23 protein-coding genes and 2 pseudogenes are annotated in these 24,171 nt (G+C 66.7%); 12 read left to right on the forward strand and 13 right to left on the reverse strand.

All coding sequences use genetic code 11. The annotated features are described in order from the left end of the window. Positions 1 to 42: 42 nt before the first annotated feature. The 3 genes from AB0B91_RS40665 to AB0B91_RS40675 form a co-directional block, all read right to left on the reverse strand. Entirely contained in the window at positions 43 to 1,098 is a 1,056-nt protein-coding gene (locus AB0B91_RS40665; RefSeq protein ID WP_358331880.1) for a winged helix DNA-binding domain-containing protein, read from the reverse strand. A gap of 5 nt (positions 1,099 to 1,103) precedes the next feature. Beyond that, the gene (locus AB0B91_RS40670) at positions 1,104 to 2,216 is read right to left on the reverse strand and encodes an epoxide hydrolase (RefSeq protein ID WP_358331883.1); all 1,113 of its coding nucleotides are present in this window, start codon (positions 2,214 to 2,216) and stop codon (positions 1,104 to 1,106) included. Between the two features lie 133 nt (positions 2,217 to 2,349). Next, entirely contained in the window at positions 2,350 to 3,927 is a 1,578-nt protein-coding gene (locus AB0B91_RS40675) for a helix-turn-helix domain-containing protein (RefSeq protein ID WP_358331886.1), read from the reverse strand. 224 nt (positions 3,928 to 4,151) lie between these two features. On the opposite strand from AB0B91_RS40675, the gene AB0B91_RS40680 reads away from it, so the two are divergent. The 5 genes from AB0B91_RS40680 to AB0B91_RS40700 all read left to right on the forward strand — a co-directional run bounded on the left by AB0B91_RS40680 (position 4,152) and on the right by AB0B91_RS40700 (position 9,182). Beyond that, the gene (locus AB0B91_RS40680) at positions 4,152 to 5,420 is read left to right on the forward strand and encodes an alpha-hydroxy acid oxidase (RefSeq protein ID WP_358331889.1); all 1,269 of its coding nucleotides are present in this window, start codon (positions 4,152 to 4,154) and stop codon (positions 5,418 to 5,420) included. 37 nt (positions 5,421 to 5,457) lie between these two features. Further along, the gene (locus tag AB0B91_RS40685) at positions 5,458 to 6,375 is read left to right on the forward strand and encodes a transporter substrate-binding domain-containing protein (protein WP_358331891.1); all 918 of its coding nucleotides are present in this window, start codon (positions 5,458 to 5,460) and stop codon (positions 6,373 to 6,375) included. An 11-nt stretch (positions 6,376 to 6,386) separates the two neighbouring features. Next, a complete protein-coding gene (locus AB0B91_RS40690) occupies positions 6,387 to 7,277 on the forward strand; it encodes an amino acid ABC transporter permease (RefSeq protein ID WP_358331894.1) in 891 nt (296 codons plus the stop codon). Continuing rightward, positions 7,274 to 8,038 carry an amino acid ABC transporter ATP-binding protein gene (locus AB0B91_RS40695; protein ID WP_358331897.1) on the forward strand — a complete coding sequence of 255 codons (765 nt, stop codon included), beginning with the start codon at positions 7,274 to 7,276 and terminating at the stop codon, positions 8,036 to 8,038. Before AB0B91_RS40690 ends, AB0B91_RS40695 begins: the two co-directional genes overlap by 4 nt. A 265-nt stretch (positions 8,039 to 8,303) precedes the next feature. Continuing rightward, the gene (locus tag AB0B91_RS40700; protein ID WP_358331900.1) at positions 8,304 to 9,182 is read left to right on the forward strand and encodes a DUF1963 domain-containing protein; all 879 of its coding nucleotides are present in this window, start codon (positions 8,304 to 8,306) and stop codon (positions 9,180 to 9,182) included. A gap of 38 nt (positions 9,183 to 9,220) precedes the next feature. On the opposite strand, the gene AB0B91_RS40705 is transcribed toward AB0B91_RS40700, so the two are convergent. After that, positions 9,221 to 10,210 carry a hypothetical protein gene (locus AB0B91_RS40705; protein ID WP_358331903.1) on the reverse strand — a complete coding sequence of 330 codons (990 nt, stop codon included), beginning with the start codon at positions 10,208 to 10,210 and terminating at the stop codon, positions 9,221 to 9,223. Between the two features lie 271 nt (positions 10,211 to 10,481). Continuing rightward, positions 10,482 to 12,080 carry an ATP-binding protein gene (locus AB0B91_RS40710; RefSeq protein ID WP_358331906.1) on the reverse strand — a complete coding sequence of 533 codons (1,599 nt, stop codon included), beginning with the start codon at positions 12,078 to 12,080 and terminating at the stop codon, positions 10,482 to 10,484. 527 nt (positions 12,081 to 12,607) lie between these two features. On the opposite strand from AB0B91_RS40710, the gene AB0B91_RS40715 reads away from it, so the two are divergent. Together AB0B91_RS40715 and AB0B91_RS40720 are read left to right on the forward strand one after the other, a co-directional pair. Further along, positions 12,608 to 13,051, forward strand: coding sequence for a DUF3592 domain-containing protein (locus tag AB0B91_RS40715; RefSeq protein ID WP_358331909.1), 444 nt, complete (start codon positions 12,608 to 12,610; stop codon positions 13,049 to 13,051). A 273-nt stretch (positions 13,052 to 13,324) separates the two neighbouring features. Then, a pseudogene (locus AB0B91_RS40720) lies at positions 13,325 to 13,929 on the forward strand (VOC family protein); the annotation flags it as partial. Positions 13,930 to 13,968: 39 nt separating this feature from the next. Here the strand turns inward: AB0B91_RS40720 and AB0B91_RS40725 are convergent. The 3 genes from AB0B91_RS40725 to AB0B91_RS40735 are packed head-to-tail and all read right to left on the reverse strand — an operon-like array spanning position 13,969 to position 15,389. After that, positions 13,969 to 14,535 (reverse strand): YceI family protein, encoded by a 567-nt coding sequence (locus AB0B91_RS40725; protein ID WP_358331912.1) that lies wholly within the window; start codon positions 14,533 to 14,535, stop codon positions 13,969 to 13,971. Positions 14,536 to 14,557: 22 nt separating this feature from the next. Continuing rightward, a complete protein-coding gene (locus AB0B91_RS40730; RefSeq protein WP_358331915.1) occupies positions 14,558 to 14,968 on the reverse strand; it encodes a hypothetical protein in 411 nt (136 codons plus the stop codon). Beyond that, positions 14,961 to 15,389 carry a VOC family protein gene (locus AB0B91_RS40735; protein ID WP_358331918.1) on the reverse strand — a complete coding sequence of 143 codons (429 nt, stop codon included), beginning with the start codon at positions 15,387 to 15,389 and terminating at the stop codon, positions 14,961 to 14,963. Before AB0B91_RS40735 ends, AB0B91_RS40730 begins: the two co-directional genes overlap by 8 nt. Before the next feature lie 88 nt (positions 15,390 to 15,477). Between AB0B91_RS40735 and AB0B91_RS40740 the strand changes: the two genes are divergently transcribed. Next, complete coding sequence (locus AB0B91_RS40740; RefSeq protein WP_358332262.1) at positions 15,478 to 16,641, forward strand: helix-turn-helix transcriptional regulator; 1,164 nt, start codon at positions 15,478 to 15,480, stop codon at positions 16,639 to 16,641. Positions 16,642 to 16,722: 81 nt separating this feature from the next. Further along, positions 16,723 to 16,935: pseudogene (locus AB0B91_RS40745) on the forward strand (ectoine/hydroxyectoine ABC transporter ATP-binding protein EhuA); the annotation flags it as partial. A gap of 72 nt (positions 16,936 to 17,007) precedes the next feature. On the opposite strand, the gene AB0B91_RS40750 reads toward AB0B91_RS40745, so the two are convergent. Both AB0B91_RS40750 and AB0B91_RS40755 read right to left on the reverse strand, forming a co-directional pair. Continuing rightward, entirely contained in the window at positions 17,008 to 17,430 is a 423-nt protein-coding gene (locus AB0B91_RS40750; protein ID WP_358331921.1) for a tautomerase family protein, read from the reverse strand. Between the two features lie 28 nt (positions 17,431 to 17,458). Continuing rightward, positions 17,459 to 18,160 (reverse strand): SDR family oxidoreductase, encoded by a 702-nt coding sequence (locus AB0B91_RS40755; RefSeq protein WP_358331924.1) that lies wholly within the window; start codon positions 18,158 to 18,160, stop codon positions 17,459 to 17,461. A gap of 68 nt (positions 18,161 to 18,228) precedes the next feature. Here AB0B91_RS40755 and AB0B91_RS40760 point away from each other — a divergent pair, with 68 nt between their 5' ends. Continuing rightward, entirely contained in the window at positions 18,229 to 18,822 is a 594-nt protein-coding gene (locus AB0B91_RS40760; protein ID WP_358331927.1) for a TetR/AcrR family transcriptional regulator, read from the forward strand. A gap of 67 nt (positions 18,823 to 18,889) precedes the next feature. On the opposite strand, the gene AB0B91_RS40765 is transcribed toward AB0B91_RS40760, so the two are convergent. The 3 genes from AB0B91_RS40765 to AB0B91_RS40775 all read right to left on the reverse strand — a co-directional run bounded on the left by AB0B91_RS40765 (position 18,890) and on the right by AB0B91_RS40775 (position 21,361). After that, positions 18,890 to 19,861, reverse strand: coding sequence for a glycerophosphodiester phosphodiesterase family protein (locus tag AB0B91_RS40765; protein ID WP_358331930.1), 972 nt, complete (start codon positions 19,859 to 19,861; stop codon positions 18,890 to 18,892). A gap of 173 nt (positions 19,862 to 20,034) precedes the next feature. Further along, positions 20,035 to 20,388, reverse strand: coding sequence for a cupin domain-containing protein (locus AB0B91_RS40770; protein ID WP_358331934.1), 354 nt, complete (start codon positions 20,386 to 20,388; stop codon positions 20,035 to 20,037). A gap of 262 nt (positions 20,389 to 20,650) precedes the next feature. Then, a complete protein-coding gene (locus AB0B91_RS40775; RefSeq protein ID WP_358331937.1) occupies positions 20,651 to 21,361 on the reverse strand; it encodes a hypothetical protein in 711 nt (236 codons plus the stop codon). 166 nt (positions 21,362 to 21,527) lie between these two features. Between AB0B91_RS40775 and AB0B91_RS40780 the strand changes: the two genes are divergently transcribed. Together AB0B91_RS40780 and AB0B91_RS40785 are read left to right on the forward strand one after the other, a co-directional pair. Next, entirely contained in the window at positions 21,528 to 23,528 is a 2,001-nt protein-coding gene (locus AB0B91_RS40780) for a histidine kinase (protein WP_358331940.1), read from the forward strand. Further along, the gene (locus AB0B91_RS40785) at positions 23,525 to 24,163 is read left to right on the forward strand and encodes a response regulator transcription factor (RefSeq protein WP_358331943.1); all 639 of its coding nucleotides are present in this window, start codon (positions 23,525 to 23,527) and stop codon (positions 24,161 to 24,163) included. Before AB0B91_RS40780 ends, AB0B91_RS40785 begins: the two co-directional genes overlap by 4 nt. Positions 24,164 to 24,171: the final 8 nt, after the last annotated feature.

A 24,171-nucleotide genomic window follows, 5' to 3' on the forward strand; every position in this document is an offset into this window, starting at 1 on the left:
CATGGGGTTCGGGCGCGTGACGATCGGCCCGGCTGGAGTAGATCAGGAGTCGGCCGCTGATCCAGTGGCGAGGAAACCGCGGAGTGCTTCCGCCTCGATCTCCACAGCGTCACGCTCCGCGGCCGACAGACTCGTGAACGCCTCGACCTGCACCTGTCCGTCCCGGAGAGTCCAGACACCACGCCAGAGCCCGTCCACGAGCAAGGTGCCTGTCCTGGCGCCGTTGCCGGGTGGCAGCGGCACTTTCCTCCCGTCCGGGATCACCCGGGATCGGTCTTCGTGTGACAGCAGCAGATTGTCGTATTCGGGCAGGAAGCGTGGCGGCGCGGGCGTGTCCGGGTCAGGCCGCGGCGCATGTGGCAGATCGAACAGCTCGCGCCCGGCCTCGTCACGGAATGTGATCAACTCGATCCGCCTGACGATCTCGCGCAGATGGGTCAGTCCGGACCAACGTTGTACGTCCGCGACGCTCACCGGGCCATATCCGGCGAGATAGCGACGTACCAGTTCCTCCGCTGACGGGCCGGGATCGGGAGACCGGCCGAGGAAACTCTCTGTCGTGCTCCACTTCGACGGCCCCGATCGGCCCCACAGGCCGCGCGGCGGTACCTGCACCAGCGCGAGGTGGTGCGTTGCCGCATATGCGAGGACGGCCGGCTCCACATCCGGCCACCGTTTCGCGAGCGCACGCCCGAGCTCGGCGCGGGTGTGTGGTTTCTCGTCCAGAATCATCCTGGCCAAGCTCAGTAGCTCCGTCTGATCCACCCCGGTGGCGCGGCCGCCGAAGTGGGCGACGAAGTCTCGCGCGTGTACCGACGTGAACAGGTGATACCAGGACAGGCCATCACGGGCGCTGACCAGGTGCACGGTGTTGCGCATCAACTGGGCACGCACGGCTGCCCGATCCGCGATCAGCGTCGTCAGGTCAGCGGCGCGAAACCCGGCCAGCCGGGACCACAGGCCGACGTAAGGAGCGAGCGGCGCCTGCGCCTGCATCCCCGCCAACTGCTCGATCGCATCCAGCGCCGGCAACTCGGCTCGCCGCAGCAGGAACTGGCGAGCCAGCGTGGCCCTGTTCAGGGCACGCTGACTGAGCACGTCGGTCATCGGAGCCCGTCGAAGAAGGCGGACAGGTCTTCGGCCAGCTGCGCCGGCGCCTCCATGGCGGGGAAGTGCCGACCATGCTCGTGCTCCACCCAGTGCACGTCCTCAGCGGGACCGATGAGGCGGCGAGCTGTCGGGTCCGCCCCGAAGACCGAATATCCCTGCGGCACCGTGGGCGGCGTTCCCCAGTCCTGGGAGTGGGCCTGCTCGTACAGGAAGCGCGCCGCGGACACACCCGAGCCGGTGAACCAGTACACACTGATGTTGGTGAGCAGTTGATCCCGGTCGATCGGCAGGTCAGTCCACCGTTCGAAGCATTCCGCGATCCATGCGAGCTGCATGACGGGCGAGTCGGTCAGACCGTACCCCATGGTCTGCGGACGGGTGTTCTGGATGGCCAGGTAGCCGGAGTCGTTCTGGCGGAACTGCTCGATGCGGTCGAGAGCCAGCTTGTCGACCGGGTCGTCCGGGTTCAGTTGGTTCGCGATCCAGGGCATGAAAGTCGCAGTGGCCGCGGCGGTGTAAGGGTCGGTGACCACGTGGATGCCGATGACGTGCTCGCCGTCCAGCCCGCCGACAGCGCCGGAGATGCCGGCACCGACGTCGCCGCCGTGTACGCCATATCGGTTGTAGCCGAGCCGCGCCATCAGCTCCACCCAGGCTCTAGCGGTACGGCCCATCGCCCATCCGGGTTCCCGTAACGGCGTGGAGAATCCAAAGCCCGGCAGCGAGGGGATCACGACGTGGAAGCCCCGGTCCACGAGCTCCGGGATCACCTTTTCGAACTCGACGAACGAGCTGGGGTAGCCATGCGTGATCAACAGGGGGATCGCATCGTCGCGTTCGGACCTGACGTGCAGGAAGTGAATGCGCTGGTCGTCGATCTCTGTGATGAACTGGGGGAAGCGATTCAACCGCGCCTCAGCCGCCCGCCAGTCATACCCGGTGCACCAGTACTCGGCCAGCTCTCTGACCACCTTCAGTGGGATGCCCTGGCTCCACTCGGCCCCCGGCATCTCGTCGGGCCATCGGGTATGGCGCAGCCGGTCGACGAGGCCTTCCAGATCGGCCTGCGGAATGTTAATGCTGAACGATTGGACTCCGGCGTTCATCGTCCTCTTCCTTGCGTTGTTCGCTAAGGGGCAGCGACACGACCATTGTTCCAAATATCACAACACGCGCAATAAGAAAGAGGCCATTTCCAAAATGTCGAAAACGTTCATACGCCAGGTTGGGGTGGTCTGGCTAGGAAGGGCTGGACAGCTCAGAGATGGACAAGCGCAGCCACGCCCAGAGTCTTGAGTTCGGATCGTCCAGATCCAGTTCGAAGTCTTCTGCCAGTCGCGTCATCCGGTAGCGCACGGTGTTGTTGTGCACTTGCAGGCTCGCGGCCATCGCGGAGATGTTGGTGTTGTGGACGAAGTACGCGAGCAGCGTCGGCACGTAGTCGGTGCCGTGCTCCTGGTCATGTCGTCTGAGCCGGTCGATTCCATCGTCGAAGTGCAGGCCGGCGTCGGCGACGAAGTGGCCGATCTTCAACAGGCTGAGCGGGACCCGATGATCTTCGTACATCCCGAAGATGCGTTGGGCATCAGGCCATGCGCCATTCCTGTGCAGCTTGCCCAAGTAGTGCAGCGTCTCCAATGCCTCGTCCTTGGACTGTGCCACCTGCTCGATCTTCGGCGCGATGCTGCCGACGGAGGCGATGAGGGGACCCGTTGTGATGGTGTTCGCGTAGGTGCAGATCTCCTCGATCACCCGCCGTTGCGTTGCTCTGGGGTTCGCGCCGTCGGCGGGCAGTAGGGCGTAGACCACCGAGTCGATGACCGCGCTGTGGCTTGTTCCGAACTGGACGTTGCAGATGGTCGTGATCAGATGCAGCAGCCGTCGGACCTCCCGAACCGCGTCGAGGTTTCCGCGCTCGGGCCGAACGATGCTGAATGCGGCGACCGCGATCTCGTGGGCGACATCCAGCCCCAGTTGGGCGGCTGCGAAGGGAGCGCTGGGCGGATCGTCCACGAGTGTGCGGATCAGATCGCTGCTACGCCGTTGACCAAAGTCAGATTCGGCACGCGCATTGAGCATATGCAGACCCGCCAGGTCTCCCATCCTGTCCAAGGCCTGCAGCGCGGCTGCCCGCTTCTCATCGCCGGGGTCGATGACCCAGATGGACCCGAGCAGTTCTCCGCCTGCCCGCACTGCCAACGCGAGTCGGTCCATCCCCGCGTAGGGGGAGGGCATGAACAATGCGTTGTCAGAGGCGTAGACCTTTTTGAAGCCCGGGTCGAATGCGGGGGGCTCGGGCTCCTGCAGGGTCAGGGTAGTAAGGCGCCGGATCTCGTCGATCGGCTGTCCGGGCAACGTCGAGTAGCCGACGACATTGCCGAACGTGTCCACGATGCTGGCAGCGCCGTCGGTGATCGATGCGATGGCGTTGGCGAATGCGTACAGGTCACCGAGCCGAACCCCTGACACGGTGTCGACCGCGGCTCCTACGACGGCGGATCTCGCGAGGGCGGCCAGACGGGCCCAGTCGGCGTCGTGGGGGGCGACCAGCATCGCCACGCTGTGCCTGTCGGCGGTTGAGCCCAGAAGTGCGAGGTTCGCGCCATACGCCTTCACCACGACGGCCGCGGCGTTTCCCGCGGCAGTTCGCTGCAGGAGTGTGTCGAACTCAGGCGAGCCGTAGGTGCAGCCGACCGCGAGGATGATGCGCCCGTCCAGGCTCGTCCAGTCGTCGACGGGGTCGTAGAGCATGACGTCAGTGACGGGCCGCTCGGTGGTGTCCGAGCGGGGGTTGGCGTGTACGAGGTCGGACTGCATGAGTCTCACACAGTCGGCCAGGCGAACGATCGATGTCGCTTCGTCAGAGTCGTGCGTCACGCTGACCGCCGTCGACTGTCGCGGATGCAGCCCACCGCCAGCCATAGGTTTGGACGCTAGCACAACCAAGGTGCGCAGGCTCTGGACGTTTTCACATTTACCTTGCATGTGGCGAAAGTCATTGTTGTGGCGTGCCAGCCCCACACTCACCAGAGAGGTGCCACGTGAAGTTCAAGGACTTGCGGACCCTGGCCTCGGTACAGGCCCCCGCCAGGTCCGTCTCCGAGCGGCTCGAGAGGAGCTGCTTCAGTGTCGAAGACGTCCGCCGCATCGCGGCCCGCCGGCTCCCCAAGAGCATCTTCGACTACATGGAAGGTGGAGGAGAGGACGAGGCCTCGCTGCGACGCAACCAGGAGGCCTACTCCGACTGGTCGTTCGTCCCGAGGTGGGGCTCTGTCGCGAACCTCGACGTCAGCAGCTCGTTGCTCGGCGGACCGGCTTCCATGCCCCTGTACCTCGCACCCACCGGTGGTACTCGCCTGTTCCACCCCGAAGGCGAGATCGCAGTGGCCCTGGCAGCACAGAAGGCAGGCCTGCCCTTCGGACTCGCGGGCCTGAGCAATACGCCCATGGAGGCCGTCAGCGCTGCCGCACCCTCGTTGCGCCGGTTCTTCAACTTCTCCCTCATGACCGACAAGGGCCTGCTCCAGACACTCGTCGACCGGGTAGGAAGCGCCGGCTACGAAGGTCTGATCATCAACGTGGACTGCCGGGCGATCGGGCACCGCGAGCGCGACCACCGCAATGGATTCACGGCTCCGCCGTCGATCCGCGGCAAGACCTTCATCGAAGGGGCGCTGCACCCTCGATGGGCCCTGCGCTTCCTGGCCAATGACGCGATCGCCTTCCCCAATCTGAGCGGCGAGGTCTCGACCGGCCCGCTCACGAGCACGCCGGACATGTGGCGCTCACTCCTCGCCGGCAGTTACGAGCCAACCGGCTGGAGGGACATCGAGGACCTGCGCGAGCGGTGGCGCGGTCCCATCATCGTCAAGGGCTGTGTCAGCGCCGATGACGCCCTGGTCGCCGCTGGAATCGGCATCGACGCCGTCCAGGTGAGCAACCATGGCGGCCGCCAGCTCGACCACATGGCCGCACCGCTGGACGTCTTGCCGGAGATCGTCGACAAGGCCGCGGGCCGCATGGAAATCATCGTCGACGGTGGCATTCGTCGCGGCACCGATGTGGTGAAGGCCCTCGCGCTCGGGGCCGATGCCTGCGCCATCGGCCGGCCCTACCTCTACGGCGTGGCGGCCGCCGGGCAGCCCGGCGTGGAGCACGTCCTCAACCTGTTTCGCGCCGAAATCACCAGAACGATGATGCTCCTCGGCGTCACAAGCATCAAGGAACTGCGGACCCGAGGCAGGGAGCTGCTGCGACACCGTAGCGACGCGCTCCGCCCCCACGCACGCTCCACAAGCACCCACATTTAGGTCCGCCCTGCAGCACCAAGCACAATGGAAGTCCCAGATGAACAACCTCTTCACCATCAAGCGCCCCAGTCGCCTCCGGGCCGTCGTGGCCACGGCCGCCGTGCTGCCCCTCCTCGCCTCGCTCGCAGCCTGCGGTTCAGGTACCGACAACAAATCGTCGGCGCCGGCGCCGTCCATGGCTGCCGACTCGAAGGCCGCGGGGCTGCTGCCCGACTCGATCAAGTCCAGCAAGGTCCTTCGGGTCGCCATCCCCACCAACGAACCTCCCACGCAGTACTACAAGGAGGGTACGAAGGAGATGACGGGGATCAACCCCGACATCGCTCGCCTCATCGGTGACGCGCTGGGCGTGAAGGTACAGATCGAGGTGGCCAACTTCGACTCCATCATTCCGGGGCTCGCGGCGGGCCGATTCGACATGACGGTCTCGTCGATGACCCCCACCGCGGAGCGGATGAAGGTCCTCGAGTTCGTCGACTACCTCTCCATCGGCAACTCCATCGCTGTCGCGAAGGGCAATCCGGTCGGCATCAAGGACGAGCACGGCTTGTGCGGGAAGCGGGTCGGTTTCCTTACCGCCTCCTACCAGCTGACGACCCACGTTCCCAAGTACAACAAGGAGTGCGCCGGCAAGGGCGAGAAGGACATCGCCACGTTCCAGTACCAGGACACTCGTCAGGCCATCTCCGCCCTCACGAGCGGACGACTCGATGCGGTGCTGGCCGACTCGCCGATCATGGGCTACGCGGCGACGCAGAACCCGCAGATCGAGGTGGTCGCCAACTACGGCGTGGACCCCGTCGGTGTGGGCATGCCGAAGTCCTCGGGCCTGATCAAGGCAGTCGGTCCTGCCGTGGCCGCCGTGATCAAGAGCGCGGGATACACAAAGGTGCTCAGCACGTACGGCATCGAAAGCGCGGCAATCACCGACGCTCGCGTCAACTTTGCTCAGTAGTGGTGCCTGACATGCGGACGAGTGGTGCCACGGACGAGGCGACCACGGTGGTGCCGCTCAAGCACAACGTCCGGCTGGCCGTGGCGATCGTGCTGCTTGTCGTGGCAGCGGCTGTCGCCTTCAGCGTGGCGACCAACGAGAACTACCGATGGGGGGTAGTTCGCTCCTACCTGTTCAACGATCAGATTCTGGCCGGAGCCGGCCTTACGCTCCTGCTGACCTTGGTCTCCATGACAGCCGGCATCCTCCTGGGTACGGTCCTGGCGGTCATGCGTCTCTCAGCCAACCCCATCGTCAGCACGCTGAGTCGCGGCTACATCTGGTTCTTCCGCGGTACGCCGCTGTTGGTGCAACTGATCTTCTGGTACAACATCGCCGCGCTGTACCCCACGATCAGCATGGGAGTCCCCTTCGGAGGGCCTTCCATCGAGATCGCCTCAGCCAACCAGCTCATCACCCCGCTCGGGGCGGCCCTCCTAGGCCTCTCACTCAACGAGGCCGCGTACATGGCGGAGATCATCCGAGGTGGAATCGGATCGGTCGACCGCGGTCAGACCGAAGCCGCACGAGCTCTGGGGATGAGCAGGGGCACACTGATGCGGCGCATCGTGCTCCCCCAGGCGATGCGGGTCGTGCTACCCCCGACGGGCAATCAGGTCATCTCGATGCTCAAGGGCACCTCGCTGGTCAGCGTGCTCGCGATCTCCGACCTGCTCTACTCCGCGCAGATCATCTACGCGGCGAACTATCAGACGATCCCGCTGCTCATCGTCGCCAGCCTCTGGTACCTGCTCATGACGACGATCTTGTCCTTCTTCCAGAACAAGATCGAGCGCCGCTACGGCCGCGGATTCGACACACCACCGCGGCGGGTCCGCCACAAGACGAGGACGGCATCATGAGCACCGCGATGGTGGCGGCTCAGAACGTTCGAAAGAGCCTGGGCTCCACGGAGATCCTCAAGGGCATCAACCTCGAAGTGGCCAAAGGTTCGGTCACCTGTCTGATCGGGCCGTCGGGTTCCGGCAAGACGACCTTCCTGCGGTGCATCAATCACCTGGAGAAGGTCGATGCCGGGCGGCTCTACGTCGACGGGCAGCTCGTCGGCTACACCGAGCGCAACGGGAAGCTCTACGAGAAGAGGGAGCGCGAGACCGCGAAGGCGAGACTCAGCGTCGGCATGGTCTTCCAGCGCTTCAACCTGTTCCCGCACATGACTGTGCTCGCGAACGTCATAGAGGCGCCGATTCAGGTGCAGCGTCGTCCCCGCCAGGAGATCACCGCCGAGGCTCAGACGCTTTTGGACAGGGTCGGGCTCAGGCACCGCGGCGACGCGTACCCCCAAGAACTCTCCGGTGGCCAGCAGCAACGGATCGCCATCGCCCGGGCACTGGCCATGAAGCCGAATCTCATGCTGTTCGACGAGCCCACCTCGGCTCTGGACCCCGAGCTGGTAGGGGAGGTCCTCGACGTGATGCGCGACCTCGCCGAGGGCGGTATGACCATGGTCGTGGTCACCCACGAGCTGGGCTTCGCCAAGCAGGTCTGTGACCAGGTGGTGTTCATGGACGACGGCGTCGTCGTCGAGAGCGGCCCACCCAGCCAAGTGCTCGACCGCCCCCAGCACGAACGGACTCAGGCCTTCTTGTCCAAGGTGCTCTAGCCAGCTCAACGGACACCCCACCCATGGGATCGAGGAACAGACCCGGCAGACCATCGAGAACCTGAAGGCCGTCCTGGCCGCCGGCGGACTCGCTTTGACCGACGTCGTGAATGCAACGCCCCAGGGGTAGTCCGGCCAATCGCCGCCTTGGCAGCACCGGCTCGAACGCCGCACTCACCGAGACCGCGCCCGATGCGGCCTTCCCCTGATCTGAAACGTTCGGAACTGGTGATCTTCAGGGGCATTGTGCTGCTTTCATGGTCGGGTGAGGTATGAAGAGGTGCTGTCCGGCGTACGTGAGCTGTGCGTTGAACATCTGGGGGAACACGTGGGGGGCCAGCTGGCGGCGTTGGCGCGGCCCGGGTTCGATCTGAAGCCTGCGGATGAGGATGCCGCGGCGACTGGGTTGTGCCGGTGGGGCGGCCCGGCGCTGCTGGAGCCAGGCACACCGTGGCCTGTGTACGCGGATGTGCCGCTCAGCCTGTACGCCGTGCTCGATGTCGGTGCGCTCGGCCCATCGCTCGGTGATCAGATCCCGTCGACCGGGTCCGCGCTGCTCAATTTCTTCTTCTTGGATCCAGAGACCGGATCCAGGGAGGTTCCGAAAGATGCCGGCAGCTTCAGCTTTGACGATCCGCGGGTATGCCGGGTCGTGCCTGCTGACCCGCGACGCGCGGTCGAGGTCCCGGCACCGGATCCGGCCCCGAGGTTCGACCCGGTTCGGATACACGCCAACCCTGCCGTCACTTTGCCCTCGATGTCGTCCTATGACTGCGATCCGGTGCTCAGCACCATCGACTACGGAAATGAGATCGAGCAGTCATCGCTTTACCGCGTGGATCCCGGCTGGCTGGTGGTCGACAAGCTCGGCGAGGATGCCTGGCCGCGGTACTGCATGGACGAGCAAGGCATCGAGTGGGGTGGCATCAGCAATCAGGCGTTCGGCTGGCCGCCGATCCGCAGCTACGGCGTTGACCTGTTGAAGGAGCTGTCGCAGGAGGAGCCTTATGCTCACCTGCTCACTCTCGCCGGCACCGACATGTGGGAGTGGGGCGACGGGGGCATCTTGCGGTTTGTCGCCCCGGCCAAAGCACTCCGGGCAGGCGACATGAGCCAGGTGCGAGCCAACCCCGACGGCTGGTAGAACCGCGATCTCGTGACCCGTTGGTGAGCACAGCCGTCTCATTCGGTGAGCTCTGAGAGCGCCGGCCACACCTCCACGGCCGCGAAGGCGCCGGGGAAGGAGCACACCAGCCGGCCGTCCGGGGTGAAGGTCATGGTGCTCACCGGTATCCACCCCGGCCCCGGTTCCGGTCCCAGCGCTGCGAGCGGTTGCCCGCCTGGGTCCAGGAGGTATACGCATCCGCCGTAGTCGACGGCCACGGTCCCGTCCGCCGGATTCAGCGCCGCCACGCAGGTGTGCACCATGTCCTTTCCTGGGATCATGTTCACCCTGTCGTGTCGGGGTATCGTCCCCCAGTTCCCCAGGGGACGCCGACCGTCCAGGCCGCCCACGCACAGTTGACCGTCGGCCGCCAGCACGCGACCGCGTACCGAGTCCGCCAGGACGGTCCGGATCCAGACCCCGTTGTCACTCGCGGGCGAGCTCAAGGCTGGAAATCGGGAGTCGGCGTCCCGCAGCGTCCGGATCGGTACGCCTGTCCGCAGGTCCCAGAGCACGATCGAACGATCCCAGCTCATCGTGATCACATGGCGCTCGTCGTGGGTTACCGCGACCCACATCACCTCTTCTGTGCCCGGCAGCGTGAATCTGCAGGATCCCTGGCGCAAATCCCAGACCCGCGTACCGTCCCGGGCCGCCGTGACCACGATCAGACCCACCGCCGACACCGCCAGGATCGGGTGGCGGTGTCCGGGCAACACCGTGGTTACCGTCCAGCTCGCCACGTCCCAGATCCGGATGCCGTACTCGCCGAAGGCGTGCATGCTCGTGGCCATCAGCCGACCATCTGGGGTCACCGAAAGCGCGGAGACCCCCAGCGAGCCCGACTCCACTCGGACCACTTCACTGGTGGACAGCGAGACGGTGAACAACCGCCCGTAGGCATCGACGACCACACAGGTGTCCCCGTCAGGGAGGACCGCTCGCGCCTCAGGGATGTACGCCTGCTTGATCCTTATCTTGCGAATCGGTGTCAGAACTTCGATCAACGGCTTGCTCCAGGGTCGGTGACAACGCGCCGACCGCTGAGACCCGGACCTCGAAGCGATCTGGCGATCAAGTCCGGCCAACCATAGCGGTCAAGATCGACAGCTGCCTCGGTCTTGTCTCCCTGACGCGTGCCGTTCGCGGAGGCCACCGAGTATCGGCGCCGGGAGCAAAACGCACGAGAACCACCTCCCTGCACGGCGCCTTGCCCGAGCCCGGCCCGCTCCTGGCGGCCTCGGCGACATAGCCGGCGATGTTGTCGGTGAGCTTGCGTCACACACGCAGAACGGTGACCTGTCGACCGGACGGCGTGGTCGCCTGCTCGAAAGCGCCTCGTTCCTTCCAGGCCGCCGCTTCGGGGCGGCGGTCGAAGATCACCAGTACGCCGGTGGTCAGGGTGAGGCGGTCCAGGTATTGGTCGAGCTGGGCGAGCCCGCTGGGTGTCGGGTCGTTCTCGCTTGTTCGCCAGACCTTCAATTCCATGGCCTCCCGTTGCATGAGCCGGTCGCCGTCGGGGCCGGTGTAGGGCCAGCGGACCAGTACGTCCAGGCGTTTGGTGCCGGCGGCGTACTCGCGGTCGAGCTGGCCGCCGCCGTTGACCAGCCGGTGCAGGAAGGCCATGAGGATGATCTGGCAGGCGGCCTCGTGGTAGCCCTCTTGCTGGATGAGCACCTCGCCGTGCTCGCGCCAGAACACGACGAACTCCTCCAGCAGCCGCGGCAGGTCGAAACGGCCGTCCGGGAGCACGAAGCTGTGCGGGTCGGCCATCACGCGCTGTTCCGATGGGTCTCCCAGTACACGCAGGATGACCTCCCGGTAGATCGGGTTGGCCACCTTCAGCGGGGGTTTCTGCTCAACCAGGCCCAGATCCCGGACGTAGGACAGGTCGTCGGAGAAGGTGGGGTCGGCGTCGGGGTGGTTTCCGGCGACGATCGGTTCGATCACCCGCTTGACTCTGGGCTCGTGCAGTCGGGCCACGAGGGAGTCCAGGTGGGTGGCGCGGGCCCGGATGAGCCGCTCTTTGGCCTCATCCACCTGTGTGGTGGTGATGGTGCCGGTCACCCCCATCTTGAAGGTGATCTCGTTGGCGAGGGCGTTGACCAGCCATGGCTGTCCCTGGGTCAGCTCGAAGACCCGGTCCACCGCGTCCTTGGTGAACTCCTGGCCGGTGGCCTGGGCGTGCTGGTCGTAGAGTTCGGTGATCTGGTCGGCGGTGAAGTCGCCCAGACGCAGCGACTCGGCGATGATGTTGAAGGGGCTGGCGGGGTTGGACCGGTCGGGGTCACCGCCCGAGGCGACCTTGTAATCACGCACGTCGCGCAACCCGCACAACACCGCCGACGTCGGAAACGGATGGCCTTCCGGCCGTACGTTGTGACTGTCGCGGAGCTGGCTGAGGATATTGACCATGCTGTTGCCTTGCAGGGCGTCGATCTCATCAAGGAACAGCACCACCCGGCGCGGGCAGCGGCGGCACCACTCGCTCAGTGCCTTACCGAACCGTCTGCCCAGTGTGGCCTGCGGCCAGGAAGCCGGAGGGAGCAGCGCGTCCGGCCATCCCGATCTTTCGGTGGCCTCGCGGAGGGAGTCCAGCAGAATCTGCTCCGTGAGGGCGAGGTCGTCACCGACCCCCTTGGTAGTCTCGCAAGAGAACGTCAGGGCAGCGATGTCGCCTTCGGCGGTCAGCTCGGAGGCCAGGGTGCGCAGCGTGGTCGTCTTGCCGGTCTGCCGGGGCGCGTGCAGCACGAAGTAGCGGTCCATCTCGATGAGCGCCCGTGCTTCGGGGAGCCGTGGTGCGGGGGGCAGCATGTAGTGCCGCTGCGGGTCGCACGGACCGGTGGTGTTGAAGAATTTCGCTCGGAGTGGCCGCATGGTCACATTCTGCCATTACTCGCTCTGTCGATGACGAGATTCCATGTCGGCTGCGCGAGGTGGTAGAGCAGGTGGCGGTGAGCGGGGGCGTCATGTGCAATTCTCGTGTAACGGCACCGATGATCTGGACGCCCCTCATAGAGGATGAGGCTATCTTGTACGGTCGAGTCATGATCGGTGGGATATGTTCTGATTTCTGATCATGTCTGAAGGGATTCGGCTTGATGTCTGTCGAGGAGTCCGAGTGGATCTCGCCAAGTACCCATTGACCGGATTCGAGCACCGCCTGGTCAACGCCGCGTTCTGGTCTACTCGAGGGCCTCGTTGATCTCGCCCGGCGCGCATTAGAACACCGTCCGCGGCGCCAGGCTCATCGCGCCTCGCCGCGCAGGATCCGTTCGTAGAGACTTCTCGCGGCCGCGGTTAACATCCATGCGGTTTCGTGGGCCCGGCGCTCATCGGCTGACAGCGGGAACCTACGGTCCTCTGGGACGTTCTACGATGCAGGCGACCCAAGGAGATCCGCGTTGAGAGATCTGTTCCCGTACCTTCCGCTGCTGTTCGTGGCGTTCGGAGGACTGATCGTTCTCCGTTCGATCAAGGGAATCATCGACGGCAAGCAGTTCGTCCGGCGGGCGCAGCGGGTGCCAGGCGTGGTCAGCGATGTCCGGACCACGTTCGTGGGGCAGGGGGAGCGCTTAAGAGCGACACAGTGGCCGGTTCTGACCTTCACGACCGTGGAGGGGCGGGAAATCACCACCGAGGCAGCGACCCCCTCCGGCCTTGGCATCGGCAACGAGACCGAGGTGCTCTACGACCCGCAGGACCCGACCAGCGCCATGCCCGCGGACGACGCCGACGGCGGCGGCTACAGCGGAATCGTCTTCGGGCTCATCGCGGTCGTCATCGGCCTGTTCTTCTTCGCTGCCTTCTCTCGTATCCCTGGTTCCTCTAGTTTCTCCGGCTTCTGACGGCTGCCCAGATCAAAGCCGTGGCGCGGACCAATGCCGAGACCACCTTCAAGTGACCCAGCCGGCCAGGTGAGTTCGAGGCCCGGGGCCGCGGCGACGAAACGACCTGCGAACGCGATCTCCGCCGGGGATGGGACCGGTGCGACAGAGGCGTCTGTTCAAGCCCCGGGCGCCGACACCACCTCGGCTGACAGGCGGGCCGAAAGTCAGATGAGCACGCGGCGCGCGTCGAACCGGTCGATCAACACCCCCGCCACCGGATTGGCGGCCAGCTTCGCCTGGCCGGACCCCGCCGGCTTCTACATCGATGTCGTGACCGTCCCGGACCCCGAAACGGTGAAGTACCGCGCACACCTCGAACTCGCCACCACCTCTGCGGCCCATCACGCCGAGTTGGTCGCGCGCCTGAAGGATCTCGGCGCTGCACCCGCCGATGTGGGCCAGGGCGACGTCCCGTGGACGGTTCTGGCCGACCCGGAGGGCAACATGTTCCGCGTACGGGAGCCCCGGGAGACCTACCGAGACACCGGGCCAATCGCCGCAGTGGTGGTCAACTGCGCGGACCCGCGGGCCATGGCCCGGTTCTGGGGCGAGGCTGCGGAGTTGACCCTGCACGAGGTGACCAACGATCACGCGATGCTGCGCTCCGCAGAGGGTCGGACCGTATCTGGAGCTACGCCGCACGTCCGACGTGACGACCGTGCGGAATCGCGTCCATCTCGACCTCCTGCCGTACCCCATTGACGACAAGGACGCGGAGGTGACCCGGCTGCGGGCCCTGGGCGCCACCAACGCCGACGTCGGCCAGGGCAATGCAGTCATGGACAGTCCTCGCCGACCCGGAAGGCAACGAGTTCTGCGTCCTCGGCAAGGGCTGACGCAGAGCTTCTTCACCTGCGGGTCGGCCCTGGTCAACGTCAGACTGTGGGTTCGAGTACGGCTTGGATGTCGAGCTGGACGGTGACCTTGTCGCCGACGACGACCTTCTGGCCATCCCCGGCAGCGCCTACGCCGAACTCAGACCGGCGGATCGTCGTCGTTGCCGAGAACCCGATCCGCTGCTCGCCCTGCAGTCCGGTCTCGTCAAGGCCGAGGAACTCGACTTCCATGGCGATGTCGCGCGTGATGTCGCGGATCGTTAGCTTGCCGCAGAGTTCGGGCAGTCCGTCGTTCACGGTCAGGCCGGTACTTTCGAAGATCATATCGGGATACCGGTCGATGTCGAAGAAGTTGGCGGAACGAAGGTCGTCGTCACGCATCCGGACTCCGGTGTTCACCGAGCTCATCGCGATCGTGGCGGTCGCGGAGCAGCCGCTTGACCGTTCGGCGGTCGTCACGAAACCGGTGAACTCCTCGAAGGTCCCGCGCACCTTGCCCATCAGATGGCGAACCGAGAACCCGATGGTGCTGTGTGCCGGATCGATGGTCCAGGTCCCAGCGGGAACCTCATCGAGAGCATCTATCGCCAGCAATGCGGCAGTCATGATTGTTCTCCTCCTCAATGGACTATGCGGTATCGCAAATGTGTGGCGTTGCGACCTTCGAGCCGACGGACCGGCTCCAGCTCGATGTGGCCTCGGCGGCGCACATGTTGACGTCGGTGTAGAACTTCGCGCTGCCAGGTGGCACGTCACCCGCGTCGACGTGGTGGGTCAGCACATGGATCGGTACGCCGTCGTGATGATCGCCTTGCCACCTTCCCGCCAGCTCGAACGTGCGGCGTCCCGAGATCACGGCGCCGGTGGCCAAGGCCTCGCGGTACACCTGCCCGTTGATCCCGGTGGACATCCGCTCGTCAAGCCAGTTGAACAGCCGCCCACCGTCGCGTCCGAGTTCCTGGCCCTTACGGTCGTCCGGTCCGGCGATGAAGCCGTCGACGGACATGGACATGTACAGACGGATCGGCGCGTCACCCATCGGAGTCGCCCCCGTCGTCCGGCCAATCGGCCGCGGTCATGCCGTCGGCGTGGCCGGGAGGCCACTGGACGAGTTCGATCCGGCGGCCGTCCGGGTCGGCGGCAAACGCCGTCTTCAGGCCGTCCTCACTTTCCTGACCTGGGCCGGCGGGCTCGATCCCACGTGAGGCAAGGGCATCCAGAATGTCCGCCATCGACTCGACCTTCACGACGAGGTGGCTCAGATCGGTGCCGCGTTCGACCGGCTTGCCGTCGTGAACGAGCTCGAGGGTGACGAACTCGTCGTCCGGCAGCTTGAGCATCGTGAGATGCCCGATCGGCGTCTCGGGCACGCTCCCGACAACCCCGTAGCCGATGGCCTCATAGAACGCCAGCGACCGTGCGAGGTCGGCCACCCGCAGCCCGACGTGCAATGTCCTCATTGTGACTCCTCCGTCGTGTGCGATCAGCGTCCCGCGACTGCGGTTCTCACGGGTATCCCATATTTCTGGGGTCCGGCTACGCTTGACCATGGTCTACGCCCAGGCGATGCGCGAACGGGTCCGCGACGACCTCGTGCGACTGGTTCACCGCGGGATGCCGGTGGAGCACTACTGGCGCGCGGTGAGCGATGCCCTCAATGCCGCGGTGCCGTCGGAGGGTTCCTGCCTGATGACCATGGACCCGGCCACCATGCTGCCGACCGCGGAGTTCGTCGAGAACGGGCTGCCCGCGGATTCGATCAGTCGGCTCGTCGAGATCGAGTTGTGCGAACCGGACTACACCAAATGGGTCGACATGGCGCGCGCGGGCACAGCGGCGGCGAGCCTGAGCGACGCTACCGCCGGCGATCTCGACCTCAGCCGCCGTCAGCGAGAGGTCCGACGCCCCGGGGGCTATTCCGACGAACTTCGGGTCGTCCTCTCCAGCAGCACCGGCACGTGGGGCGCTCTGACCATGTTCCGCGAGACGGACAGCCCGTACTTCTCGTTGTCCGAGGTTCGGCTCCTTTCATCGCTCACCGGGTTGATCTCGGACGGACTGCGCCGGACGCTCCTGCTGGATGATGCGTGTGCCGACCGCCCTGACGCCGGAATGCTCGTACTGGATCCCCAGGACGGTGTCGACCTCGCTAACCGAGAGGCCGAGCAGTGGGTCGACGAACTCGGAATCGGCGAACGAGTCGGCACCAGGCTGCCGCTCGTGATCCGCTCCGTCGCCGGCCGGGCTCGTGCTATCGCCGACAGGGGGGAGCGGGTTGCCGACGTCGGGCTGGCCCGAGCGCGCGTCCGAACTCGGACGGGCCGTTGGGTGATCGTCCGTGCGTCCCTGTTGGGCGAGGGCCCGCTGGCGCCAGTCGCAGTGCTTCTCGAAGCGGCCCGGCCGGCCGAGATGGCCCCTTTGCTGGCAGACATGTACGGGCTGACCCAGCGAGAGAGGCGGGTCACCGAACTCGTCGCGCAAGGGCTGCCGACCAGACAGATCGCCAACCAGCTTCACATGGCGACTTACACCGTTCAGGACCATTTGAAGTCGATCTTCGCCAAGTCCGGCACCGGTTCCCGGGGTGACTTGGTCGCCCGCCTGTTCTTCGACCAGCGCGCCACGTCCCTGACCGCTCCGTCGGCGACTCCGGACGACGACGCTAGATCGTTGGCCAACCCCCGTAACGACCATGGCGTGATGGGGGCGTGAACCTTCGCGAAACGCGCAGGAGGCAGCACCCAGACGCGCCCGATATCGGAGAGCGGAACAGGGATCTGCTGGTGCCCTGGACTGGTAGGGGAGGTCCTCGACGTGATGCGCGACCTCGCCGAGGGCGGTATGACCATGGTCGTGGTCACCCACGAGCTGGGCTTCGCCAAGCAGGTCTGTGACCAGGTGGTGTTCATGGACAACGGCGTCGTCGTCGAGAGCGGCCCACCCAGCCAAGTGCTCGACCGCCCCCAGCACGAACGGACTCAGGCCTTCTTGTCCAAAGTGCTCTAGCCAGTTCAACGGACACCCCACCCACGACGAGGAGCATGGCCCGTGACCACGCGCCTGATCGGTGCGGCGTGATCAGTAGGGCACAGGCCGGTTGTCCCGCGCCCAGAGCTGCTCCGCCTCCGAGCCCGTCGGGGGCGGGCGCAACCCGTCGATCATCCACAGATCCCGCGGGGTCTCGTCGACGTGGAACTCACAGTGCAGCCCGCGGTCGCCGGTATGCGCGGCCAGCAGGCGACCCAGGGCCTCGCTCATCCGCTCGCGCAGGCCGGAATCCTCAGCATGGCGGGCGATGTGCTCGATCACGACGCGCACGGTGTCGTCCGAAGGTACTCCCCCGACCAGAAACGATGCCCGCGGGACCTCGTGGAAGAGCGTGACGACGTAGAACTTCGGCAGCCCGAAACGGGCATAGAACTGCGTGACATCCTCGGCGAAGCCACGCTTCTGCTCCTCGGAATACGCGCCGACGGGATGATAGACCTGCCACAACGGCATCTGCCCTGCCTCCTTCAGGTTCGACGGCTCAACGCCCGATGGCTACGGTGAGCCCTCCTACCGGGCCGGACAGCACTGCCTTCATCTGCCTGGTGACCTCGTCCACGAGCACCTCGTCGGCACCGCCTTCGATGCCGTCCAGCACCGCGATGGCGACCTCGGCGGGCGATACCTTCGGAACCGGGATCCCCGCCGTCATGTCGGTGTCGGCGAAGCCGAGGTGCACGCCGACGACCTGGGTGCCCTGCGGGGCCAGTTCGACGCGCAGGGAGTTCGTGATCGACCACAGCGCGGCCTTCGAGGCACCGTAGGCCGCCGCGCCGGCACCCCAGGACAACACGGAGTGGATGTCGACCAGCGCCCCACCGCCGTTGGCCGCCAGGACGGGAGCGAAGGTCCGCGCCACGCGCAGCGCGCCGAACACGTTGGTGTCGAACGTGGCGACCACGTCGGCCATGTCCGCCTTCAGCAGCGGCGACGGGATGAGCACGCCGGCGTTGTTGATCACGATGGTCACCTCCCGGGCCTGGGCGGCGAGGGCCGATACCGCGTCCTGATCGGTGACATCGAGGGCAACGGGCAGGATGCGCGGATCATCGCTGGTAGCGGGTTTGCGCGCGGTCACGTAGACCTTCGCCGCTCCGCGCTCCACCAGTGCCTCGGCGAACGCCTTGCCGAGACCGCGCTGGCCACCGGTCACCAGCGCCACGGAATTCTCGATCGCGACCATGGACGGACCTCCTTCTGAATAGAATAGATTATTAGCATCATCTATACCGTGAGGGAAGTGTACCCACCATGCCCCGAGCATCCAAGGCCGAAGCCGCGCGGCACCGTGAGCAGGTGATCGAGGCCACGGCGAAGCTGCTGCGCGCGCACGGCGTCGACAAGGTGAGCGTTCCGCAGGCGATGGCCGCGGCGGGGCTGACCCACGGCGGCTTCTACCGCCACTTCAGCTCCAAGGACGACCTGGTCGCCCAGGCCTGCTCGGCAGCGTTCGCCGAACGAGCCACCGCCCTGGACGACGTCACACAGCACACCACCCCCGGCCGCGCCCGCACCGAATTCCTGGCGGGCTATGTGTCGGCCCTGCACCGCGACAACCCCGCCCTCGGCTGCCCCGGCCCGGCCCTCGCGGTGGACGCCGCCCGCGCCGAACCCGGCGACCCCCTGCGTCAGGCGTTCACCACCGGTTTGCGCGGCATGGTCGACGGGATGCGGCAGCTCGACGACGGGAACGAGGAGGAGGTGCTCGTGGAGTTGTCCACCATCGTGGGAGCCTTGCTGTTGTCACGGGCCTGCGCCGACGACGACCTGTCCGACCGCATCCTCACCGCGGTCCGCGAACATCTCGTGGGTGACGCGAACGGGGAGACAAGCCCCGCCGAGTAACCCGGAACGCCGCGCCCAGCGGCTTGGGTGGCGGTAGGCGGGACGATGTCGCGTGCCCGAGAGGGAGTCAGCGCGGCGCGTAGGCCTTCGGCAGTCGCATGCCGCGGCCGGCCATGATCTGCCGGACGTGGTTCGGGTAGTTCGTGATGATGCCGTCAACGCCCATGTCCATGAGGGCCTCTAGGGTGGCGGGATCGTCGCAGGTCCACGGGATGACCTTCAGGCCCCGGGCGTGCGCCTCCGACACCATCGCCTGATCGGGGTAGAAGCGGAAGCCCGGGTCACCGACCTTCCCACTCTGCGGGAAACCGTAGTTAGGAGAGAGCGCCGTGACGCCAGGGATGGCGGCGGCCGCCTTCACGAAATCGCCTTCGTAGTTGTCGACGTCAATGCCACCGAGCCACGGGGAGGCGCCGGGCTTGCCGATCTGAAGAAAGTCGTAGTTCGTCAGCGCCACCAGCGGCCACGTCGGCGCAAGCCGATGCATTTCCATCAATGCACCCCAGTCAAAGGACTGGATGGTGACCTGGCGCTCGATCCCCGAGGTGTGGATCTCTTCGAAGACCCGGCGGACGAACAGCTCGCGAGGCGCGGTCTGCTCGGGCGCGCCCGCCTCGACCTTGGTCTCGATGTTGAGCGTGACCTGCTTGGCGCGGTAGCTCTTGACGAGGTTCAGGACGTCCTTGAGCTCGACCATCCGGAAGCCCTTGATCTGCTCCTGCTCGGGGAAACCGGGCAACTGCTGATACCCGCAGTCCATGGTCTTGATCTGAGCCAGGGTCAGGTCCTTGATGTACTTTCCGACGTACGGGTACAGCGGATCGCCGGGCGTGACCGGTGCGGTGTCGCGGCACTTCTGAGCGCTGATCTGCCGGTCGTGGTTGACGACGACCTTCTCGTCCGCTGCATTAGGTCTATCTGGCCTCACGACGCTAGATCGCTGGCCAACCCCCGTAACGACCACGGCGTGATGGGGCCGTGAACCTTCGCGGAACGCGTGTTGCCGGTCACTCAAGATGGCGATGAACGCGACATTCACGGTGGTGCTGTTCCCGCATAAGAAGACCCCGCCGGACGCTCCGGGCGGGGTCCTGATGTGCGGGCTGACGGCTTGATGTGCATCTTGCCTGTCGAGGTTCGGGTCTTCATCGGCTCCGGGCGGCGCGGTCAGAGGAGTCCTTGAACCCGGTAAGGGTCTTGGGGCGCGTTGCGTCAATTCCCGTACTGCTTGGTGTCCGGGTGCTCGATGAGCAGGACATGGGCGACCTTGTCGGCAACGGGGCGGTGCCGCATCCCCTTGGGAACGACGAACAGTTCGCCCGCATTCAGCACCGCCGGGTCCCGCCCCTCCAACTGGATCTCGAAGCTGCCGTCCCAGCACAGGAACAGCTCGTCCTCATCGTGGTAGTGCCAGGGGAATTCGCCTTCCAATCGAGCCAGGCGAACGACGGTGGTGTCATTCACCATCGCCAGATTGCGCTGCTGGAAGGGGCCAGGGAGCTGGGTGATGGCGTCAGAAACCGAGACCGCAGCAAGATCACGCAATGCTTCGTGTTGAGTGGTCATGTCACGATCCTTGCCCTCATAGTGGCTCGACAACAGAGCCAATACGCGATAATTGGTCCGCTAAGCGGGCCAATTGTTTGGACACCGCACTCGTGTTCCGAGGCGATGGAGCGGGTGATGTGCGCGAGCCGACCGCTGCGCCGGACGCCCTGCCGCTACCGCGCTGTGGCGGGCTGGGGCGATCGGCGCCGCAGGGCCTCCTTCGTCGGCCCCGTTGGCTCTTCCTTTCAGGCGATCAAGAGCGGGCGTGACGAGCGGATCATCACACGCTGCCGTCCTCGCGCCTGTCCGGTGGGCGGATGGACCCACCCTGGTGGCGGGCGAAGGCGAACGCCGCGGCCGCGAAGCCCACCGCGGTCAGCCCCCAGGCCAGCCCGTCGAGCGCGGCGTTCGGCACGACGGCGGCGAACACGGCGTGCAAGGGCTGGGAGACGATCAAAGCCATCCCGGCCCAGGCGGGAACAGTTCCGCCTCGCCACAGCGCGGCCCCGAGCAGAGCCACGCCGAGGATGTGGCCGAGGACGAACAGCATGGTGGCCGCCGAGACGGCGGGCAGACCTTGCACGTCGTCGAGGAGCCGTGCGGCCGAACCGAGGTCGAGGCCATCGCGGGCCGCTGACAGCGCGACGTGGTCGCTGACCCCTACGGCGTACAGCGAGGAGAAGCCGGCGACGGACAGCACCATCCCGGCCGTCCCCAGCCGGGGGGCGCGCCGGACCGCGAGCAGGCCGATCGCGATCGTCCCCGGCACCAGCGTCAGGGTGGCGGCGAAGGCGAGCCACAGCACCACGCTCTGGGCGTCCTGGTGGACGGCGACCTTGCCGACGAGCCCGGCTGAGTCGTCGGTCGTAGAGTACGGCAAGATGGCCCGCAAGATCGCGACGGCCAGCGGGCCGATCGGGATGAGCAGCGCGAGCGCGGCACGCAGCGGCGGGACGGCCTCGCGCGTGGTCGTGGGCATGGCGGTGGTCATGCAAGAGTCTCCGAGATCGTAGGGGTGGAGGTCAGATGCCAGAAGCGTCCGCCTTCGCCGTTCCCAGGCGCATGGGCCAGGGCCGCCGAGAGGCCCGAAGGATTTCCCGGCCGTCCCAGGAGCGCACACCCACGACAGACGGGCCTGTGCACCTCATCATGTGCTCATGACACCGGGTGATTCCGCCACCTCGCCGGCGCAGGCACGGTGGCCGGTCGTGCTAGCCGCCGGGCTCTTCGGCATCGCCGTTGCCGAGGTCGCCGTCGCCGCGATCGGCAGTGCGGTGGCCGGGATGACCTGGATCGAGGCGTGGGACCACTTCGTCGTGACCAACGCGGCGATGGGCCTGTCGTTTCCGATCGGCGGTGTCCTGGTGGCCTGGCACCGGCCTCGCAACCCGGTCGGCTGGCTGTTGCTGGCCGCCGGGATCGGGCACGCGACGACGGCCGCGATCGTCCCTTTGGCCGAGGCCGGTGTGCGCGACGGTTGGCCCGGCGGACTGATTCGCACGCTCGTCACCGTCGCGGCGTGGGCGTGGCCGTGGTCGATCGGGTTGTGCCTGCCGCTGATCCTGCAGCTCTTCCCCGATGGTCGTCCCGTCTTTCGGCGGCTGATGTGGGCCACCGTGGTGACCTCACCGCTGTTCGCGCTGGAGATGGGCACCAGCCCGGATCCCGTCGTCGACGGATTTTCTGGTTACCTGATCATCCACGCCGACCTTGACCCGCTGTGGACGGCGGTCGAGGTGCGCGGCCTGGCCGCCATGACGGTAGGCCTGGTGGCGCTGGTGGTGCGCTTCCAGCGCGGAGACGAGCGGCGGCGCCGTCAGCTGCTGTGGCTGATGCAGGCGGTGCTGCTCGTCCTGATCGTGCTGGTGCCGTGGGGGGTCCTGCAGAACGCGCCGGTCTACGTCCTGCTCGCGATCCCGCTCATTCCCGCCGCGATGACCGTGGCGATCCTGCGCCACCAGCTGCTCGACATCCGGCTGGTGCTCTCGAGAACGGTGCTGTACGCGCTGCTCACGGCCGTCGTCGTCGCCTCGTACGTCGGCCTGGTGGCTCTGCTCGACAGCGTGATGCGGCGTGAGGCCGGGCTGGGCAGCTCGGCGGCGGTCACCGTGCTGATCGCCGTGGGGTTCAACCCGGTGCGCGTACGCCTCCAGCGCATCGTGGACCGGATCGTGTATGGGGACCGCGCCGATCCCGTACGGGCGGTGTCACGGGTCGGGGCGCGGCTGGACACCGGTCTTCCCGGAGTGCTGGAGGCCGTACAGGAGGCGCTGCGCCTGCCGTTCGCCGCCCTCCGCACCGATGACACCGAGGTGGCGGCCTGCGGCGCACCGCCTGAACTGCTGCACACGATCCCGCTCACCTACGGCGGGGTACGGGTGGGTGAGGTGGTCATCGGTCTGCGTGCCGGTGAGAAACGCCTCGGCGGCCCGGACCGGGCGGTCCTGGAACTGCTGGCGGCGCCGCTGTCGGTGGCGGTGCACGCGGTCGCCCTCTCCGAGCAGTTGCAGCGTTCCCGCGAGGCCCTGGTGGTGACCCGCGAGGAGGAACGGCGGCGCCTGCGCCGCGATCTGCACGACGGCCTGGGCCCTGTGCTGACCGGCGTGACGTTCAAGGCCGATGCCGCAGGCAACCTCCTGGTCACCGACCCCGGCCGCGCCCGGGCGCTCCTAACCGAACTTCGCGCCGAAACCGCTCAGGCCATTGACGACATCCGGCGGCTCGTCTACGACCTTCGGCCGCCGGCCCTGGACGACCTCGGCCTGGCCGGCGCGATCCGGCAACGCGCCGCCCAGCTCGAACGCCCCGGCTTGACGGTACTCGTCGAGGCCGCCGGCCTTCCCGCCCTGCCCGCGGCTGTGGAGGCAGCGGCGTACCGTATCGCGGTGGAGGCCCTCACCAACGCGGTCCGGCACTCCAGCGCTGGCCGAGTGCGTATACGGATCCACGCTGACGGACATCCGGCCGCGGCCGAGCCGGCCGCCCACCACCTGCACGTTGAGGTGGCCGACGACGGAGGTGGGTCCGGCGCGTGGCAGCCGGGAGTCGGCATGCGATCGATGCGCGAGCGCGCCGCCGAACTGGGCGGCACCTGCATCGCGGGCCCCGAGCCCACCGGCGGCCGGGTGACGGCCACGCTACCCTTGGGGGCAACATGATCAGAATTGTGCTGGCCGACGACCACCCAGTGGTGCGCAGCGGCCTGCGCGCGCTACTGGACTCCATCAGCGGCCTGACCGTCGTGGCGGAGGCGGCCGACGGCCACGCCGCCGTACGCGAGGCGGTGACGCACAAGCCCGACGTCCTGGTCATGGACATCCAGATGCCGCATCTGGACGGCATCGAGGCCACCCGCCGGATCGCCCACGCGGCGCCCGAGGTCGCGGTGCTCATGCTCACCATGTACGAGGACGACGACTCGGTGTTCTCCGCGATGCGTGCCGGTGCCCGCGGCTATCTGCTCAAGGGCGCCCAGCAGGACGAGATCGCCCGCGCCATCCACGCCGTCGCCGCCGGCCAGGCCATCTTCGGCCCCGGCGTGGCCCGCCGGGTACTGGGCTTCTTCGCCGCCCCGCCGGCCGTCCAGGACCCCTTTCCCGAGCTCACCGGCCGCGAGCGGGAGGTCCTCGATCTCATCGCCGCCGGCCGTCCCAATGGCGAGATCGCCCGCCACCTGGTCATCGCTCCGAAAACGGTCGCCAACCACATCTCCAGCATCTTCACCAAGCTCCAGGTGGCCGGCCGCGCCGAAGCCATCATCCGCGCCCGCGACGCCGGCCTCGGCCGCCCCTGACGGACGTC

The organism is Nonomuraea sp. NPDC049141 (assembly GCF_040648415.1).
GTDB lineage: Bacteria > Actinomycetota > Actinomycetes > Streptosporangiales > Streptosporangiaceae > Nonomuraea.

Excerpts from the sequence above, each read along its gene's own strand:
- AB0B91_RS40760 (WP_358331927.1), top strand. The coding sequence starts at position 18,229 with ATGCCCCGAGCATCCAAGGCCGAAGCCGCGCGGCACCGTGAGCAGGTG.
- AB0B91_RS40735 (WP_358331918.1), bottom strand. The coding sequence starts at position 15,389 with ATGAGGACATTGCACGTCGGGCTGCGGGTGGCCGACCTCGCACGGTCG.
- AB0B91_RS40775 (WP_358331937.1), bottom strand. The coding sequence starts at position 21,361 with ATGACCACCGCCATGCCCACGACCACGCGCGAGGCCGTCCCGCCGCTG.
- AB0B91_RS40780 (WP_358331940.1), top strand. The coding sequence starts at position 21,528 with ATGACACCGGGTGATTCCGCCACCTCGCCGGCGCAGGCACGGTGGCCG.
- AB0B91_RS40670 (WP_358331883.1), bottom strand. The coding sequence starts at position 2,216 with ATGAACGCCGGAGTCCAATCGTTCAGCATTAACATTCCGCAGGCCGAT.
- AB0B91_RS40730 (WP_358331915.1), bottom strand. The coding sequence starts at position 14,968 with ATGGGTGACGCGCCGATCCGTCTGTACATGTCCATGTCCGTCGACGGC.
- AB0B91_RS40785 (WP_358331943.1), top strand. The coding sequence starts at position 23,525 with ATGATCAGAATTGTGCTGGCCGACGACCACCCAGTGGTGCGCAGCGGC.
- AB0B91_RS40710 (WP_358331906.1), bottom strand. The coding sequence starts at position 12,080 with ATGCGGCCACTCCGAGCGAAATTCTTCAACACCACCGGTCCGTGCGAC.
- AB0B91_RS40685 (WP_358331891.1), top strand. The coding sequence starts at position 5,458 with ATGAACAACCTCTTCACCATCAAGCGCCCCAGTCGCCTCCGGGCCGTC.
- AB0B91_RS40770 (WP_358331934.1), bottom strand. The coding sequence starts at position 20,388 with ATGACCACTCAACACGAAGCATTGCGTGATCTTGCTGCGGTCTCGGTT.
- AB0B91_RS40690 (WP_358331894.1), top strand. The coding sequence starts at position 6,387 with ATGCGGACGAGTGGTGCCACGGACGAGGCGACCACGGTGGTGCCGCTC.
- AB0B91_RS40755 (WP_358331924.1), bottom strand. The coding sequence starts at position 18,160 with ATGGTCGCGATCGAGAATTCCGTGGCGCTGGTGACCGGTGGCCAGCGC.
- AB0B91_RS40750 (WP_358331921.1), bottom strand. The coding sequence starts at position 17,430 with ATGCCGTTGTGGCAGGTCTATCATCCCGTCGGCGCGTATTCCGAGGAG.
- AB0B91_RS40740 (WP_358332262.1), top strand. The coding sequence starts at position 15,478 with ATGGTCTACGCCCAGGCGATGCGCGAACGGGTCCGCGACGACCTCGTG.
- AB0B91_RS40695 (WP_358331897.1), top strand. The coding sequence starts at position 7,274 with ATGAGCACCGCGATGGTGGCGGCTCAGAACGTTCGAAAGAGCCTGGGC.
- AB0B91_RS40675 (WP_358331886.1), bottom strand. The coding sequence starts at position 3,927 with ATGCAGTCCGACCTCGTACACGCCAACCCCCGCTCGGACACCACCGAG.
- AB0B91_RS40725 (WP_358331912.1), bottom strand. The coding sequence starts at position 14,535 with ATGACTGCCGCATTGCTGGCGATAGATGCTCTCGATGAGGTTCCCGCT.